At 74.0% G+C, this 17,400-nt stretch carries 12 protein-coding genes; 8 read left to right on the top strand and 4 right to left on the bottom strand.

Annotated features, from left to right (window positions below; translation table 11 throughout):
* Nucleotides 1–45: 45 nt before the first annotated feature.
* Complete coding sequence (locus ABZ484_RS15330; protein WP_358866364.1) at nucleotides 46–912, bottom strand: alpha/beta fold hydrolase; 867 nt, start codon at nucleotides 910–912, stop codon at nucleotides 46–48.
* Nucleotides 913–1,352: 440 nt separating this feature from the next.
* Here ABZ484_RS15330 and ABZ484_RS15325 point away from each other — a divergent pair, with 440 nt between their 5' ends.
* A complete protein-coding gene (locus ABZ484_RS15325) occupies nucleotides 1,353–1,769 on the top strand; it encodes a cobalamin B12-binding domain-containing protein (protein WP_358866394.1) in 417 nt (138 codons plus the stop codon).
* Between the two features lie 221 nt (nucleotides 1,770–1,990).
* On the opposite strand, the gene ABZ484_RS15320 is transcribed toward ABZ484_RS15325, so the two are convergent.
* Both ABZ484_RS15320 and ABZ484_RS15315 read right to left on the bottom strand, forming a co-directional pair.
* The gene (locus tag ABZ484_RS15320) at nucleotides 1,991–3,619 is read right to left on the bottom strand and encodes a DUF5691 domain-containing protein (RefSeq protein ID WP_358866363.1); all 1,629 of its coding nucleotides are present in this window, start codon (nucleotides 3,617–3,619) and stop codon (nucleotides 1,991–1,993) included.
* 243 nt (nucleotides 3,620–3,862) lie between these two features.
* Nucleotides 3,863–5,218 (bottom strand): SWIM zinc finger family protein, encoded by a 1,356-nt coding sequence (locus ABZ484_RS15315; RefSeq protein WP_358866362.1) that lies wholly within the window; start codon nucleotides 5,216–5,218, stop codon nucleotides 3,863–3,865.
* Between the two features lie 133 nt (nucleotides 5,219–5,351).
* Between ABZ484_RS15315 and ABZ484_RS15310 the strand changes: the two genes are divergently transcribed.
* The 6 genes from ABZ484_RS15310 to sucD all read left to right on the top strand — a co-directional run bounded on the left by ABZ484_RS15310 (nucleotide 5,352) and on the right by sucD (nucleotide 14,381).
* Nucleotides 5,352–6,512, top strand: a complete 1,161-nt coding sequence (locus ABZ484_RS15310; RefSeq protein ID WP_358866361.1) for an AAA family ATPase — start codon at nucleotides 5,352–5,354, stop codon at nucleotides 6,510–6,512.
* Between the two features lie 165 nt (nucleotides 6,513–6,677).
* Nucleotides 6,678–9,212, top strand: a complete 2,535-nt coding sequence (locus ABZ484_RS15305; RefSeq protein WP_358866360.1) for a DUF5682 family protein — start codon at nucleotides 6,678–6,680, stop codon at nucleotides 9,210–9,212.
* On the top strand, nucleotides 9,209–10,399 hold the full coding sequence (locus tag ABZ484_RS15300) for a VWA domain-containing protein (protein ID WP_358866359.1): 1,191 nt from the start codon (nucleotides 9,209–9,211) through the stop codon (nucleotides 10,397–10,399). Before ABZ484_RS15305 ends, ABZ484_RS15300 begins: the two co-directional genes overlap by 4 nt.
* 227 nt (nucleotides 10,400–10,626) lie before the next feature.
* Entirely contained in the window at nucleotides 10,627–11,700 is a 1,074-nt protein-coding gene (locus tag ABZ484_RS15295; protein WP_358866358.1) for a hypothetical protein, read from the top strand.
* Between the two features lie 589 nt (nucleotides 11,701–12,289).
* Nucleotides 12,290–13,468: an ADP-forming succinate--CoA ligase subunit beta gene (gene sucC, locus ABZ484_RS15290; protein ID WP_358866357.1), complete on the top strand. Its 1,179-nt coding sequence runs from the start codon at nucleotides 12,290–12,292 to the stop codon at nucleotides 13,466–13,468.
* Between the two features lie 28 nt (nucleotides 13,469–13,496).
* On the top strand, nucleotides 13,497–14,381 hold the full coding sequence (sucD, locus tag ABZ484_RS15285; protein ID WP_009190236.1) for a succinate--CoA ligase subunit alpha: 885 nt from the start codon (nucleotides 13,497–13,499) through the stop codon (nucleotides 14,379–14,381).
* Between the two features lie 94 nt (nucleotides 14,382–14,475).
* Here the strand turns inward: sucD and ABZ484_RS15280 are convergent, their stop codons facing one another.
* Complete coding sequence (locus tag ABZ484_RS15280) at nucleotides 14,476–15,456, bottom strand: sigma factor-like helix-turn-helix DNA-binding protein (RefSeq protein ID WP_358866356.1); 981 nt, start codon at nucleotides 15,454–15,456, stop codon at nucleotides 14,476–14,478.
* A 105-nt stretch (nucleotides 15,457–15,561) separates the two neighbouring features.
* Here ABZ484_RS15280 and ABZ484_RS15275 point away from each other — a divergent pair, with 105 nt between their 5' ends.
* Nucleotides 15,562–17,400 (top strand): DUF6350 family protein, encoded by a 1,839-nt coding sequence (locus ABZ484_RS15275; protein ID WP_358866355.1) that lies wholly within the window; start codon nucleotides 15,562–15,564, stop codon nucleotides 17,398–17,400.

The following is a 17,400-nucleotide window of genomic DNA, read 5'->3' as shown; positions in this document are numbered from 1 at the left end:
GACTGTGTTCGAGGCGAGGTTCGACCCTGATGGGTCAATGTCCTGTCAGGCCACGGTGAGGCCGCCGGCGCGCGTGGTGGAGGGGTCACCCGGCCGCACGGTGTCCAGGGCCTGCCGTATCCCGCTGGCGACGGTGGGGTGCACGGGCAGGGCGAGATGGCCGATGCCGCTCACCTGGATGTTCGTGGCCTGGAGGTCCGGGTGCTCGACACAGGCCGACTCCAGCGGGTCCATCAGGTGGTCGAGGTCGCTCCAGAAGCTGACGAAGTGCGTGCGGCAGCCGGGAGCGGGGCGGGACAGCTCCTCGATGAGCTCCGAACCGGGCCGCATCTGGCGCACGATCGGATGGGCGTTGGCCAGCGGAGCGACGCGGGTGCCGGAGTGCGGGGTGCCGAGCGTGACGAGGGTGCGCACCCGCAGGTCGCCGCCGAGCCGCTGCACGTAGTAGCGGGCGATCAGGCCGCCGAGGCTGTGGCCGACGACGTCCACGCGCTCGCTGCCGGTGCGCTCGCAGATCTCCTCTATGTGCCGGCCCAGCAGTTCCGCGGCGGTGCGGATGTCGCAGGTCAGCGGCGAGTAGTTGAGGGACTCCACCCGATGCCGGCCGTGCTGGGCGAGGTTGCGGCGCAGCAGGACGAACACGGAGCGGTTGTCGATGAACCCGTGCAGCAGCACCACCGGGGGTTTGGCCTCCGTCGGCAGCTGTGCGGTGCCGTCGGGCGTGGGCACCGGTTGGGCCTGGGCCCGGCGCTCCTGGATGATTCCGGAGGGGTAGAGCAGGACGTGTCCCGCGAGGATCGCGAGTTCCAGGGCGGTCGCCTTCAGAAGGGCCAGCGACAGTCCCGCGATCTTGACCGGGAGGAGACGCTGCGCGAACGGAAGGATCGGGTCTGCGACGCTGGTGACCTTCATGGCCGACCTCCTGTCGGCACGCGGGAGGACGGCTGTGTCCCCCAGGTGCCCTCGTGGGCAGTCGCGGCGAAGGCGCGGGACGGGGCATGAACGGGGTACGCGGGGCGGATCGCGCGACGCGCGGCGTGCCAGACGCCGAAGAGGTGACGGGGCTCCCTGCCGGTGTGGCGACGAGGGCCCCCGTTGTCGTGCCGTACCCGTCCGGTGTGTCCTTCGTGCCCGAGACGACCTTGTTGCGGCTCCCGTGGCGCTTGTTCCCACAGCCTCACTCGTGCCCGGAGCCTGGGGAAGTGTCCCACCGTGTGATTTCCCCCTCGGTCCGCACCGTGAAACTGCGGGTTGCGGGATGCTGGCGATAACGTTCGTTCACTTCCCCGGACGATGTGGTGCCGGGCGTCCGTCCCGCAGGGCACGGATGGAATCGCTTCATGGAGGCAGTGATGGGTGTGGCAGCCGGTCCGATCCGCGTGGTGGTGGCCAAGCCGGGGCTCGACGGCCACGATCGGGGTGCGAAGGTGATCGCGCGGGCGTTGCGCGACGCCGGCATGGAGGTCATCTACACGGGGCTGCACCAGACCCCCGAGCAGATCGTCGACACCGCCATCCAGGAGGACGCCGACGCGATCGGGCTCTCCATCCTCTCCGGCGCGCACAACACGCTGTTCGCCGCCGTGATCGACCTGCTCAGGGAGCGTGACGCCGAGGACATCGTGGTCTTCGGCGGCGGCATCATCCCCGAGGCGGACATTCCGCCGCTGAAGGAGAAGGGCGTCGCGGAGATCTTCACCCCGGGCGCGACCACGCAGTCCATCGTGGACTGGGTCAGGGCGAACGTCCGCCAGCCCGCACAGGCCTAGGAGCTCCGGCGGCCGGCCGTCCGCCGGCCGGCGAAGGCCTGGGCCTGGGAGCCGCGGCAGCGGGCGTAGGCCTGGGAGCTGCGGCAGCCGGCCAGGGGTCTGTGCCGGTCGACGTGGGCCGCGGGACACCCCGGCCGGTGTGTGAGGACGAGGCCGCGCGGACCCGCCGAGGGTCTGGGCACACAGCCCCCGGGGACGGCCGTCCGGACGCGGGGCGGGGTTCAGCCCGCCCGGCCGGCGAGTTCCTCGGCCATGGCGTGGCGCAACCGCAGGGTCGTCACCAGCCGCTGGAACGCCTCCGCCCAGTACCCCCCGGCTCCGGGCGACGCGTCCTCCGCCTCGTCCGGCACCGCCAGAAGTCCGTCGAGCCGGTTCGCCTCCGCGGGGTCCAGACACCGCTCGGCCAGTCCCATCACTCCACTGAAACTCCATGGGTAGCTCCCTGCGTCCCGCGCGATGTTGAGCGCGTCGACCACCGCCCGTCCGAGCGGCGCGGCCCACGGCACCGCACACACCCCGAGCAGCTGAAACGCCTCGGACAGCCCGTGCGCCGCGATGAACCCGGCGACCCAGTCGGCCCGCTCGGCGGCGTCCAGCGTGCCGAGCAGCCTGGCGCGCTCGGCCAGGGACACCGCGCCCGGCCCGCCGGCCCCGGGTGCCGCGGGCGCACCCAGCAGCGCCCGCGCCCACTGTGCGTCCCGCTGCCGCACCGCCGCCCGGCACCAGGCCGCGTGCAGCTCGCCCTGCCAGTCGTCCGCCACCGGCAGGGCCACGATCTCCTGCGGGCTCCGCCCGCCCAGCCGCGCGGACCAGGTGCCGAGCGGGGCCGCCTCCAGCAGCTGCCCCAGCCACCACGACCGCTCTCCCCTCCCCGCCGGAGCCTTGGCCACGACACCGTCTCGCTCCATGCTCGCGTCGCACTCGTGCGGGGCCTCAACGACGATCGTCGGCGTGTCGCGCGTGTGGTCGACGGCCACGCAGGCCGCGGCCCGGTCCGCCATCCGAGCGGCGAGCGCCGAACCGGGCAGCGCGGAGAGCAGCTCCGCGGCCGTGGCCCGTACGTTGCGGCTGCGGTCGGCGAGGGCCTGCTCCAGGAACGGCTCGTCGTCCGGGCCGAGCCCCGTGCGCAGCGAGTCGAGGAACATCAGCCGGTCCTCGGCGCGCTCCGTCGCCCAGGTGGCGGCGAGCAGCTCCCGCCCGGCCGCGGGCCCGCGCTCCCGCAGCGCCGCCAGCAGGGTGACCCGCTCGGCGAACAGGCCCTCCTCCCACAGCCGCCGGACCCGCTCCGTGTCCTCGGGGCCGGGCAGCGCCGAGCCGCCGCCCGGGGCCGCCCGCAGGGCGAACCGCCACTCCGGGTTGAGCCGGGCCAGCCACAGCGCGCGGGGACCCGCGAAGGTCAGCGCGGCCGGGCGCAGGTCCGTGCGGCCCCGGGCCGCGTCCAGCAGCGCCGGCAGGGCCTGTGGGGGTGCCGCGTAGCCGTGCGCGTTCGCCGCCGCGAGCCACTGCGGGAGCAGCTCCATCAGGTCGGGTGCCGTGCTCCTGCGGCCGCCGCCCGCCGGGCCGGGCCGGTCGGCCAGCAGCACCGAGAGCCGGCGGGCCGCCGCCTCGGGCAGCGCCGGGCGCGGATCCGGGGCCGCGGGCCGCGGGCGCTCGGCCGCCCGCCCGGGGCGCAGCCCCGCCCGCCGGCGCACGGTCTGCACGGCCGCCGTGTCCAGCAGCGCCACCGGAGCCTCCCGGCCGGGCGCGCCGCCCGGGGGTGTGCGGCGGTCCGTGCCGAGCAGGGCGGCGGTGACCAACTCCTCCCAGGCGCCCGCGGCGGGCGCCTCCACCGGTGCGGAGGTCCTGATCATGAGCTTCCTTTCCGTTGCCGGTGCCGGAGGGTCACCCGGTCCGGGTTTCCCCTGGTGCGGAAGAAATGCGTGAATCGGATGAGAAAGGGCGGGTGGGTGAGCTGGGACGGTGGCCGGTGTGCGCCTTTCGGGTGAGGTTTCCCGCTGTGCCGGGGACGCCCCGCCCGACGCGGTGACGTCACTCCAACGCCGGACAGGAAAAGCCGGTGACAGGGCCCGATGTCACGGACGGTGGGCGACCGATCAGCAGAGTGCGACCATCGGCCCTCCGGCTCGCGGCCACGCCGTCAGGGGAGTGAACCCGCGGTGGCCGCACTCACCGAAAACCGTGACGGGCGCCCCGCCCGACAGGGCGACCAGCCGCCACAGCCCCGGCCGGCCGAGGGCCACCGGAGTCAGGGGCAGCGCGGAGTCGGACCCGGCGTCGGCCAGCTGCCAGGACTCGCCGTCCGGCACCGGTATCACCTCCTCCAGCGTCACCGGCACCGACTCCAGCCAAGGGTCGTCCCGCAGCGCCTCGCCGTAGCGGGCGGCAGCCAGCGCCGTCGTCACGCCCGGCGGGCGTATCCGCGTGGGCTCCGGCGCGGCGAACCGCTCGCCCAGGGCCGCGCGCAGCTGCCCGGCGCCCGGATACGCGGCCACCTCCGCGTCCAGCGCCAGCCCCACCGGCAGCGCCGGCTCCGGGGCACGCCCGGCGGCTCCGTAGGACAGCAGCAGGACCGTACGGCCGGAGCCGGCGCCGTGCAGCCAGATCCTGCGCGTGGTCAGCTTCGCGTCCGCGGTGTCGTACTGGGCCAGGACCAGCCAGCGGTCCCGCACCGGCACGCCGTCCGTGGAGCCGGGCAGACCGACGCGGGAGCGGACCGTCGCCGCCAGCGACTCGGGCAGCCGCTCGCGGCGGAGCCAGCCCTGGTCCAGAAGGTGCAGCAGCGCGCACTCCTCCAGCAGCCGCACCGGCCAGCCCGGCCCGGACGACGGAATCGCCCCCAGCTCCCGCACCCGGGCCGCCAGGCCGGGGGCCTGCGCGTCGACCATGCGGGCCGCCGTCTCCTCCCACAGTCCGTACCCCGCCTGCTCGGCCGCGGCCAGACCGCCGCGCAGCAGGTCCGCCAGGCGCTGCTCCAGCTCCGTCGCACCCGCCGTGATCCGCTCGGCCCGGCGCTCCGCCCGGCGCCGCGCCGCCTCCGGATCGGCGGCGCCCGAGCCGGCCCCGGACGCCCCGGCCGCCCGCTTCTCCGCGGCCCTCCCTCTTCTGCCCGCGGTCCACTGCTCCGCCCAGTCCGGCGCGCTCCCGGGCGGCACCGCGTCCTCCCCGGCCGCCCACAGCAACAGCAGCCCGAGCGCGTGCTTGCACGGGAACTTGCGGCTCGGACAACTGCACTTGTACGCCGGCCCCGCCGCGTCCGCGATGTCGACGACCGTCTGATACGGCCTGCTGCCGCTGCCCCTGCACAGCCCCCACACCGTCCCCTCGTCCGAACTCCCCGCCTCCGACCACGGCCCGGCGACGCCGAGTTTGCTTCCCGCTTTGCGTGACGCGTCGTCAGGCGCCAGTGCCAGCACCTGGTCCGCGCCCCAGCGCACCCCCTGCTGAGTCATGCCACCGACGGTAGATCCCCCCACTGACAATCGGCCCGACGAGAGCGTTTGCGCAGGTCGGAACGGATTGTCAGTGGCGTGGTGCACGGTTGGTGACAGATCCGAACCGGCCGAGCTGGAGGGGGCCTCAGCCATGTCTGTGTCCGTGGAACCGACGTCCGTCGCACCGAGCCAGAACCACTCCGCGCCCGCGAACGCGGGCGGCGCAGAGGGGGCAGAAGCGCTGCGGCCGCACGCCGAGGACGCCTTCGCCGCCGAACTGGCCGCGCTGGCCGCGCAGGACGACCGCCCGCGCCCGGCCCGCTGGAAGCTCTCACCCTGGGCGGTGGCGACCTACCTGCTCGGCGCCACCCTGCCGGACGGCACGGTGATCACACCGAAGTACGTCGGCCCGCGCCGCATCGTCGAGGTCGCCGTCACCACTCTCGCCACCGACCGGGCCCTGCTCCTGCTGGGCGTGCCCGGCACGGCCAAGACCTGGGTGTCCGAGCATCTGGCCGCCGCGGTCAGCGGCGACTCGACCCTGCTGGTGCAGGGCACGGCGGGCACACCCGAGGAGGCGATCCGCTACGGGTGGAACTACGCGCGGCTGCTGGCGCACGGCCCGAGCCGCGACGCCCTCGTGCCCAGCCCGGTCATGCGGGCCATGGCGCAGGGCATGACCGCCCGCGTCGAGGAGCTGACCCGGATCCCGGCCGACGTGCAGGACACGCTGATCACGATCCTCTCGGAGAAGACCCTGCCGATACCGGAGCTGGGCGAGGAGGTGCAGGCGGTCCGCGGCTTCAACCTCATCGCCACGGCCAACGACCGCGACCGCGGCGTCAACGACCTGTCCAGCGCCCTGCGCCGGCGGTTCAACACGGTGGTGCTGCCGCTGCCGGAGACCCCGGAGGCCGAGGTCGACATCGTCTCCCGGCGCGTCGACCAGATCGGCCGCTCCCTGGACCTGCCGGCCGTGCCGGACGGCATCGACGAGATCCGCCGCGTGGTGACCGTCTTCCGCGAGCTGCGCGACGGCGTCACCACCGACGGCCGTACGAAGCTGAAGTCGCCCAGCGGCACGCTGTCGACGGCCGAGGCGATCTCGGTGGTCACCGGCGGCCTGGCGCTGGCGGCCCACTTCGGCGACGGCGTGCTGCGCGCGGGTGACGTGGCCGCGGGCATCCTCGGCGCCGTCGTCCGCGACCCGGCGGCCGACCGCGTGATCTGGCAGGAGTACCTGGAGACGGTGGTCCGCGAGCGTGACGGCTGGAAGGACTTCTACCGGGCCTGCCGGGAGGTGACCGCGTGAGCGGCATGAGCACGTGCGTGAGCCCGGGCGGGGCGGGGCGCCCGACGGACGGCGCCGCGCGGGGCCGCTCCGACGACGAGCCCAGCTGGACGGGCGGGCGAGGCGGACGGCGCGGACGGAGCGGACGGCGGGAACGAGGACGAGGGCACGATCGAGGGGGACGATGTGACAGGGGTTGACGGGGCGCTGGGCCGTCGGGCCGCCGTACAGCCGCTGCTGCTCGGTGTGCGGCATCACGGGCCGGGATCCGCGCGGGCGGTGCGGGCCGCTCTGGAGGAGGCGCGGCCGAAGGTGGTGCTGATCGAGGGCCCGCCGGAGGCGGACGCGCTGATCCCGCTCGCCGCCGAGGAGGGCATGCGGCCCCCGGTCGCCCTCCTCGCCCATGCCGTGGACGAACCGGGCCGCTCCGCGTTCTGGCCGCTGGCCGAGTTCTCCCCGGAGTGGGTCGCCCTCCGCTGGGCGCTGGAACACGACGTTCCGGCCCGCTTCATCGACCTCCCGGCCACGCACACGCTGGCCTGGGGGAGGGACGACGCCGGGGCGGACCCGGATGCCGGGAAGGGCGAGACCTCGGGGGACGGCCGGGGCTCCGCGGAGGAGGGGACCGCGGAGCGCCCGGCGGGAGCCGGTTCGGAGGGCGCCGGGTCGGACGGGGCCGGAGCCGAGGGAGCCGGGTCGGACGGGACCGGACCGCCGGAGGCGGACGTGCGCGTCGACCCGCTCGCCGTGCTCGCCGAGGCCGCCGGATACGACGACCCCGAACGCTGGTGGGAGGACGTCGTCGAGCACCGCGGCCCCGGGCAGGGCGACGCGTTCGCTCCGTTCGCGGCGCTGGAGGAGGCCATGGCGGCGCTCCGGGAGACGTACGGAAGCGGGGGCGGCGGGGGCCGGGACCTCGTGCGGGAGGCCCATATGCGGCTCCAGGTGCGGGCCGCGCAGCGGGAGTACGGCGACGGTGTGGCCGTGGTGTGCGGGGCGTGGCACGTGCCCGCGCTGCGGCGCAAGGCCGCCGTCGCCGCCGACCGGGCGCTGCTGAAGGGACTGCTCAAGGTCAAGGCGGACATGACCTGGGTGCCGTGGACGCACCGCCGGCTGTCCCGGTTCAGCGGCTACGGCGCGGGCATCGACGCGCCCGGCTGGTACGCGCACCTGTTCGGCGCGCCGGACCGGCCCGTCGAGCGATGGCTGACCAAGGTGGCCGGACTGCTCCGCGAGGAGGACCGGATCGTGTCCTCCGCGCACGTCATCGAGGCGGTGCGGCTGGCGGAGACCCTCGCCGCGATGCGCGGCCGTCCGCTGCCCGGGCTGAGCGAGACGACCGACGCCGTACGGGCGGTCATGTGCGACGGCTCCGACGTGCCGCTGGCACTGGTGCACGACCGGCTCGTGGTCGGGGATGTGCTGGGCGAGGTGCCCGAGTCGGCGCCGGCGGTCCCGTTGCAGCGCGACCTCGCCCGCCTCCAGCGGCGCCTGCGGCTCAAGCCCGAGGCCCTGGAGCGGGAACTGGAGCTCGACCTGCGCAAGGAGACCGACGCCGGGCGGAGCAGGCTGCTGCACCGGCTGGGGCTGCTGGGCGTCGGCTGGGGCGAGCCGACGGTCTCGCGGGGCAGCACGGGCACGTTCCGGGAGACCTGGCGGCTGCGCTGGGAGCCGGAGTTGTCGGTCCGGGTCGCCGAGGCCGGGGTGTGGGGGACCACCGTGCTCTCCGCGGCGACCGCCAAGGCCGAGGCGGACGCCGTCGGCGCGCAGGCCCTCGCGGAGGTGACGGCCCTCGCCGAGCGCTGCCTGCTCGCCGAACTCACCGACGCGCTGCCCGTGGTGATGCGGGTGCTCGCCGAGCGTGCGGCGCTGGACGCGGACGTCGGACACCTCGCACAGGCGCTCCCGGCCCTGGTCCGCTCCCTGCGCTACGGCGACGTGCGCGGCACGGACACCGGGGCGCTGGCCGAGGTCGCCGCGGGCCTGGCCGAACGGGTCTTCGTCGGCCTTCCCCCGGCCTGCTCGGCGCTGGACGCGGACGGGGCCGAGGAGATGCGGCGCCATGTGGACGCGGTGCACACGGCCGTGGGTCTGCTGGGCGACACCCTCACGGCCGGCCACGCGGACCTGCGTGTCCGCTGGCACGGCGTGCTGCGGGTGCTGTCCGGGCGCGACACCGTGCCCGGTGTCATCCGGGGACGCGCGGTGCGTCTTCTGCTCGACGACGGGGAGGTCGAGCAGGAGCAGGCCGCACGGCTCATGGGGCTCGCGCTGTCACCGGGCACGCCACCGCCGGACGCGGCCGCCTGGATCGAGGGCTTCGTCGGCGGCGGAGGCGGAATGCTGCTCGTGCACGACGAGCGGCTGCTCGCACTGGTCGACGCCTGGCTGACCGGGGTACCGGCGGCGGCGTTCACCGATGTGCTGCCGCTGCTGCGGCGCACCTTCTCCGCATACGAGCCGGGAGTGCGCAGAACACTCGGCGAGCTGGTCCGGCGGGGTCCGGGACGGGGCGGCGGCATCACCGGGGCCACGGCGGCCGGTGTGCCCGGCTTCGCCGCGGACCTCGACCAGGAACGCGCGGACGCCGTACTCCCGGTGCTGCGGCTGCTGCTGGGCCCGGACGGCGTACAGGAAGTGGATGACGTAGAGGACGTACCGGCGGCGGACGCGGCGGCGCAGGGGGCCGCCGGCGAGGAGCTCGCGGAGGTGGCGCGATGACGGCGGCGGAGGGTTACGACGTGGGCGCGGCGGACCCGGCGCAGGAGCGGCTGCGGCGCTGGCGGCTCGTGCTCGGCGGTGACGCGGCCGACGGCACCGGATGCGCGCTGTCCGGCAGGGACGCGGCGATGGACGCGGCGCTCGCCGCGCTCTACGGCAAGGGCGACAAGCCGCAGTCGGGCCGGACGGCACGGGACCGTTCGGCGGGACTGGGGGCGTCGGCGCCCTCGGTGGCGCGCTGGCTGGGGGACATACGGACCTACTTCCCGTCCTCCGTCGTGCAGGTCATGCAGCGGGACGCCATCGACCGGCTCGGTCTGGCGACGCTGCTGCTGGAGCCGGAGATGCTGGAGGCGGTGGATGCGGACGTGCACCTCGTCGGCACCCTGCTCTCGCTCAACAAGGCGATGCCGGAGACCACGAAGGAGACGGCGCGCGCGGTGGTGCGCAAGGTCGTCGAGGACCTCGAGAAGCGGCTCGCCACCCGCACCCGGGCCACCCTCACCGGCGCCCTCGACCGCAGCGCGCGCGTCCACCGGCCGCGCCACCACGACATCGACTGGCACCGCACGATCGCGGCCAACCTCAAGCACTACCTGCCCGAGTACCGCACGGTCGTGCCCGAACGGCTCATCGGCTACGGGCGGGCGTCGCAGTCCGTGAAGAAGGAGGTGATCCTCTGCATCGACCAGTCGGGCTCCATGGCGGCGTCCGTCGTGTACGCGTCCGTGTTCGGGGCGGTGCTGGCGTCCATGCGGTCGATCAGCACACGGCTGGTCGTGTTCGACACGGCGGTCGTCGACCTCACCGACCAGCTCGACGACCCGGTCGACGTGCTCTTCGGTACCCAGCTCGGCGGCGGCACGGACATCAACCGGGCGCTGGCGTACTGCCAGTCGCAGATCACCCGGCCCGCGGAGACGGTGGTCGTACTCATCAGCGACCTGTACGAGGGAGGCATACGCGACGAGATGCTGAAACGGGTCGCGGCGATGAAGGCGTCGGGAGTGCAGTTCGTGACGCTGCTCGCGCTCTCCGACGAGGGCGCGCCCGCCTACGACCGTGAGCACGCGGCAGCGCTCGCTGCCCTCGGCGCACCGGCCTTCGCCTGCACACCCGACCTGTTCCCCGAGGTGATGGCGGCGGCGATCGAGAAGCGCCCGCTGCCGATACCCGACACCACATGAGGAACGGGGCCGAACGGAGGACCGGCCGACGGAGGACTGGCCGACGGAAGACCGGCCAACGGAGTGACCGTGGCGGCCTGCTGACGGTCTGTCGGCCGCGTCCGGTCGGCAAATCGGACATGCCTACCCAACGGTAACACCGGGCTTGCGCGACCGCTGGAGTCCCGTGCGAGGATCGATGCCTTGTTCGGCGGTGCGTCGCCCGCTTGGGAAGGAACCGTCCTCTCTTGACCGTGCCAGCAGCTCTGCCCGCTGCCGTCCTGCGCGTGATGCGCACGGCGGCCGGGCGGCGTGCGCTGCAACTGGTCCTGCTGGTGGGGGCCGTGTTCGCCCTGGGATTCCTCTGCGGGGAGCGGGCGCAGGCCGCTGAGGGCGGGCCGAGGGTGCCCTCACCCACTGCGGTCCTGAACGCGGTCACCGGACGCGACGCGGCCCCTGACCGTCCGGATCACGGCCAGGAGCGCATGCCGGCCCTCCCGGTGCGGGACCACGTCGTCCGTCCGGCGACCGACGTGGCGGCGGTGAAGGCGGAGGCGGAGACAAAGGCAAACGCAAGGGTTCCTGCGGCGGTGTCGCTGCCCACGTTGCCGACACAGCCCGTACCGAGCTCCCCGCCCTTGCCGGACCTCCCGGACCTCCCGGCCCTGTCGGCCCTGTCCGGCCTGCCCGACACGCCTGTGACCGGCTCCTCCGGGCTCGGGGACCTCGGAAGCGTGCTGCCACTCCCCGCGTTGCCCTCGCTGCCCGCATCCGTCACGCTCCCCGTATCCGTTGCGCTCCCCGCACCCGTCACGCTGCCCGTGTCTGTTGACCCCACGGTCTCCGAGCCCCGGCCCCAGCACGTTCCCCAGCAGCCGGCCGGTGCGGCCGTCGCGACGCCCGCCGGGCACCGCGCCGACGGGCACCGGGCCCAGGGACACGCCCGTACGGCCGAACGCGTCGTCGGGCCGGCCGCGGTGATCACCTTCGGGCCGGAGTCCGCACACCGCCTGCACCCCCTGTACCCCCAGCACCCCATGCAGCCGCTCTCCGGGCAGGTGGCGACGCACGGCACCTCACGCGCCGTGCACGACCCCTCCGCGGCCCCGCACGCCCCCGCTCCGCCCCTGCCCGGCGGCGACCCCGACGGGGTCGTGGGCACCCGGTCGACAGCCGACTCCGGCGAGCCGATCCACGGGGACCTGCACGCCGTCACCCCTGGCGGCCGGGCCCCGCTGCCCCGGATGCGCAGCACCGCCACCCCTCTCGCGGCGGCCGGAACCCGGGACGTGCGCGAGGACGTCCCCGTCTACCCCGGCTAGGCGAATCCGGGCATCCGGGCATCCGGGCAGGCCCCGACGGGCCCCTTCCCCTCCGTCAGCCCCTCCGTCAGCCCTTCCGTCAGCCCTTCCGTCAGCCTTTCCCGGCAGCTCTTGCCGGCAGCCCTGCCCGGAGGATCCCGGGCAGACGCGGGACGGGTCCCGGCCCCCTCCCGCACCCCTCGACTCCGCGGACCCGGTGGACCCGGATGGCCGAAAACCGGCGGTTCGTCCGGCAGCCCCTTGGAACTCCGCGGAAGGGCCGCTGGTCCCCATTGGGGTGGGGATCATCCGCCCTGAGCCCTTCGGGGCTGTTCAAGGGACCTCACCGGGTCAACCCCAGCCCGGTGAGGTCCCGCACGCCCGGCACGCGGTGCCAGTAAGCGCGGCATCATGTGACAGGTATCACCGCTCACGTGTGACCCCTGATTTAGGGCGCGTCCGTGAGCGGAGATAACCTGCGAGATGGACATGCCGCGCGCTCGGACACCGTGTGCGCCTCCCTTGTGACACAGAGCGGACGTCACGTTGCCCTTCGCGGCACGCCCACGCATCCAACGAACCGCGAGATCACTGATAGGGACGGAAGCGCGTGGACCTGTTCGAGTACCAGGCGAGGGACCTCTTCGCCAAGCACGGTGTACCGGTGCTGGCCGGTGAAGTCATCGACACGCCTGAGGCGGCGCGCGAGATCACCGAGCGGCTGGGCGGCAAGTCGGTCGTCAAGGCCCAGGTGAAGGTCGGTGGTCGAGGCAAGGCCGGTGGCGTGAAGCTCGCCGCCACCCCGGACGAGGCCGTCGCCCGCGCGACGGACATCCTCGGCATGGACATCAAGGGCCACACGGTCCACAAGGTCATGATCGCCGAGACGGCTCCGGAGATCGTCGAGGAGTACTACGTCTCCTTCCTCCTCGACCGTGCCAACCGGACCTTCCTCTCCATCGCCTCCGTCGAGGGCGGCATGGAGATCGAGGAGGTGGCCGCCACCCGTCCCGAGGCCGTCGCCAAGATCGCGATCGACGCCATCGACGGTGTGGACGAGGCCAAGGCCCGTGAGATCGTCGAGGCCGCCAAGTTCCCGGCCGAGGTCGCCGACAAGGTCGTGAACGTCCTGATCACGCTGTGGGACACCTTCATCAAGGAGGACGCCCTCCTGGTCGAGGTGAACCCGCTCGCCAAGGTCGCCTCCGGTGAGGTCATCGCCCTCGACGGCAAGGTGTCCCTGGACGACAACGCCGAGTTCCGTCACCCCGACTTCGAGGAGCTCCACGACAAGGCCGCCGCCAACCCGCTCGAGGCGGCCGCCAAGGAGAAGGGCCTCAACTACGTCAAGCTCGACGGCGAGGTCGGCATCATCGGCAACGGCGCGGGTCTGGTCATGTCGACCCTGGACGTCGTCGCGTACGCCGGTGAGCGGCACGGCGGCGTCAAGCCCGCCAACTTCCTGGACATCGGCGGTGGCGCCTCCGCCCAGGTCATGGCGAACGGCCTGGAGATCATCCTGGGCGACCCGGACGTCAAGTCCGTCTTCGTCAACGTCTTCGGCGGCATCACCGCCTGCGACGAGGTCGCCAACGGCATCGTGCAGGCCCTGAAGCTCCTGGAGGGTCGCGGCGAGCAGGTCACCAAGCCGCTCGTCGTCCGCCTCGACGGCAACAACGCCGAGCTGGGCCGGAAGATCCTCACCGACGCCAACCACCCGCTGGTCCAGCGCGTCGACACCATGGACGGCGCGGCCGACAAGGCCGCCGAGCTGGCCGCCGCCAAGTAAGCACCGAGGACGAGGACATCAAGACACCATGGCTATCTGGCTCAACAAGGACAGCAAGGTCATCGTCCAGGGCATGACCGGCGCCACCGGCATGAAGCACACCAAGCTCATGCTCGGCGACGGCACCAACGTCGTGGGCGGCGTGAACCCGCGCAAGGCGGGTCAGACCGTGGACTTCGACGGCACCGAGGTACCCGTCTTCGGCACCGTCAAGGAGGCCATCGAGAAGACCGGCGCCGACGTCTCCGTCATCTTCGTGCCGGAGAAGTTCACCAAGGACGCGGTCGTCGAGGCCATCGACGCCGAGATCCCGCTGGCCGTCGTGATCACCGAGGGCATCGCCGTGCACGACACGGCCGCCTTCTGGGCGTACGCCGGCAAGAAGGGCAACAAGACCCGCATCATCGGCCCGAACTGCCCCGGCATCATCACCCCGGGCCAGTCCAACGTCGGCATCATCCCGGGCGACATCACCAAGCCGGGCCGCATCGGCCTGGTCTCGAAGTCCGGCACGCTGACGTACCAGATGATGTACGAGCTGCGTGACATCGGCTTCTCCACGGCCGTCGGCATCGGCGGTGACCCGATCATCGGCACCACCCACATCGACGCCCTCGCCGCCTTCCAGGCCGACCCCGACACCGACCTGATCGTCATGATCGGCGAGATCGGCGGCGACGCCGAGGAGCGGGCCGCGGCCTTCATCAAGGAGAACGTGACCAAGCCGGTCGTCGGCTACGTCGCGGGCTTCACCGCGCCCGAGGGCAAGACCATGGGCCACGCCGGCGCCATCGTCTCCGGCTCCTCCGGCACCGCCCAGGCGAAGAAGGAGGCCCTCGAGGCCGCCGGCGTCAAGGTCGGCAAGACCCCGACCGAGACGGCCAAGCTCGCCCGCGAGATCCTCGCCGGCTGAGCGGGCTCCGGTCTCCTGACGGCACATCGGTGGGCCCGTCCCCTGTGAAGGGGGCGGGCCCACCGCCATGTCCGGCCGGAGTCCCTCACTCTCGCTACCGCGCCTCCGGTTCCAGGCGTGCCGGCCCTCCCGCCGCCTCCTTCCGCAGCGTGGTGCTCAGCTTCAGCTCCTGCTGCGACAAGGGGCCGAGCATGCCCTGTGCGGGAGGAAGTTCCTGGACCGGCCGGCCGGGGGACACCGGCGCCAGGTAGTGGGTGGGGGCCGTCCGTAGCGTGAGGGCCGTGGCGCCGACGACGGCGACGGTGAGCGCGATGGCGGACCGGGTCCAGAAGCGGGAGGTGCGTTCCCCGGCGGTCCGCAGGGCCACCGGCCGGGCCATCGGCGGCCGGGCAGTCGGGCGAGTGGCGGCCGAGGAGGCCCAGGCCGGCGCCGAGGAGGACGAAGGCGACGCCGAGGGGGAGGACGGCGACACCGAGGGGAATGAGGTGAACGAGGGGAATGAGCTGAACGAGGGGGACGAAGGCGGCGACCCGGCCGCCGTGAGGTGTCCGGCCGAGGCCAGTCGGACCAGGCGCCGGTGCAGTTCCGCCGGGTCGGCCAGTTCGGGCAGGTGCGCGGCGACGGCCTGCCGGGCGTGCAGCAGCCGGTTCGCCGTCGCCGGGGTGCTGGCCTCCGTCTCCGCCGCCGTCTCCGGCAGGTCGAGGCCGACCCCGTCGTAGAGCACCAGTGTGCGGCGGTAGGACGGCGGAAGCCGCAGCAGTGCGCGCTGGAGCGCGCGATCGACCGGATCGGGCGGGGGGTCGGTGAGGCGCCTGCGCGGTATGAGGCGCTGCCAGGGCGAGAGGGCGCACTCGTGTGCCGTCGCCCGCACCCAGCCCGCGGGGTCCCGGTCGTGGGCCACTTCGGGCCAGCGCTGCCAGGCGAGTTGGAAGGCGCGCTCCACGGCGGCACGTGCCCGCTCGCGGTGGCCGGTGAGCAGGTAGGCCTGGCGTATGAGTGCCGGGGCGCAGAAGGCGTGGAGCGCGTCGAAAGCCTGAGCGGGCGTCAGTGCCTGGTCCGCGTGACCGTCCGTCATGGTGCCTCCTTCCGTATGAATAGGCGCATGAACATATATTGAGCGACACTTCCGAGGTTCGCCTGTTACGCCGGGAACGCGTGTGACGTTGGGAGCATGGCGGGCGTGATCCAGACGACCCATCGACGTCCGCCCCTGCCGCACCTGCGCACCCGCGTACGGGACCGTTCACCCGGACTCGGCGCCGGTTTCGTGGGCGGTGTGGTCGCCGCGGGCCTCGGGCTCGGCTCGTTCGCCGTGCTCGTCATCGCGCTGTGGATCAGCTCGCCGTACCCCGACAGCGGACCGAGCGGCGCGCTCCACGTCGCCGCCGCGCTGTGGCTGCTGGCGCACGGGGCCGAACTGGTCCGCACCAACACGCTCACCGGTGCGCCCACGTCCCTGGGAGTGACCCCGCTGCTGCTGCTCGCCCTGCCGGCGCTGCTGGTGCACCGCGCGGCGCGGGACGCGACCGACGGCGGCGACGGCGGCCCGCTCGTCCCCCCGCGCACCGCCTGGACCGGCGTCGTCCTCGGCTACCTCGGCGTCGCCGGCGCCGCGGCCGCGTACGCGGCGGGCGGCGCGCTGCGCCCCTCCTGGGTGTGGACGGTCATGTGGGTGCCGCTGGTCGCCGCGGCGGCGGCGGGCACCGGCGTCTGGGCGGCGTACGGCTGTCCGCGCGCGCCCCTGGAACGGGCGATGGGCCCGCTGCCGCCCGGCGTACGGCGTCTGCTGCTCGGGCCGGGGCCGCGGGCGCGTCTGGGCGCCTCGGCACGGGCGGCGGGGGCCGGGGCGGTGGTGTTCGTCGGGGGCGGCGCGCTCGTCCTCGGGGTGTCGCTGGTGGGGCATTCCGGGACGGCCCAGGGCGCGTTCCTGCGGTTGACGGAGGGCTGGTCGGGACGGTTCGCGGTGCTGCTGCTGTGCCTGGCGCTGCTGCCGAACGCGGTCGTGTGGGCGGTGGCGTACGCCCTCGGGCCCGGCTTCCTGCTCGGCGCCGGCCATGCCGTCGCCCCCTTCTCCTCCGACCCGGGACCGATGCTGCCGCCCTTCCCGCTGCTCGCGGCGGTACCGGACGCGGGCCCCGGCACCTCCCTGCACTGGGCGGCCGCCGCCGTACCGGTGGCGGCCGGGCTGACCATCGGCTGGTTCGTCGCGGGCAGCGCGGTGCGCGCCGGACGGGACGCCGACGGGAACGTGATCGGTCCGAAGCGGGCGTGGTCCTGGCGGCGGACCGTCGCCGGAGCGGGCCTGGGCTGCCTGCTGTGCGCGATCGGGCTCGGGGTGTTCGCGGAGTTGGCGGGCGGCCCGCTCGGGGACTTCGGGCTCTCCCGGTTCGGGCCGGTGGGATGGCAGGTCGCCGGGGCCGCACTGCTGTGGACCGCGACGGCGGCCGTCCCGACGGCGCTGGTGGTACGGGCCGTGCGCTACTGGGGCGGCGGCAGGGCGCCCGCACCGGAGGGGACCGAGCGGAGGATCGGCCGGCCCCGGGACGGCGGGGCCACGGCGACCCGGCCGCCGGACACCGGCGCACGCCTGACCCAGGGCTACGACCCCGCTCTGGAACCGTACGACGTACTGCCCCTTGACCCGCCGGACTCCGAGCCGGCCGCCTGGCAGGACGACGAAGCGGCCCGCCGGGCCCGCTGGGACGCCCTCAGACAGGCGGCGGCGACACCCACGACACCGGGACCGGACGCGGACGCCACGGCGCCGACCGCACCCGAGGAGTCCGGGGAACCCGGGGAACCGGCCTCACCCGCGGACCGGTCCGCCCCCGAGTCAGACACCGAGCCCGGCCGGCCGGCCGATCCCGAGGAACCACCCGCACCCGAGAACCCGACCGATCCCGATACCGATCTCGAAAAGCCGACCGAACCGCCGACAGAACCAGAACCGCTCACAGAACCGCCGACCGAACCAGAACCGCTCACAGAACCGCCGACAGAACCGCCCACCCCTCGGTGA

Origin of the sequence: Streptomyces sp. NPDC006393 (assembly GCF_040628575.1) — a bacterium.
GTDB lineage: Bacteria > Actinomycetota > Actinomycetes > Streptomycetales > Streptomycetaceae > Streptomyces.
This window is presented reverse-complemented; position numbering and strand designations above follow the sequence as displayed.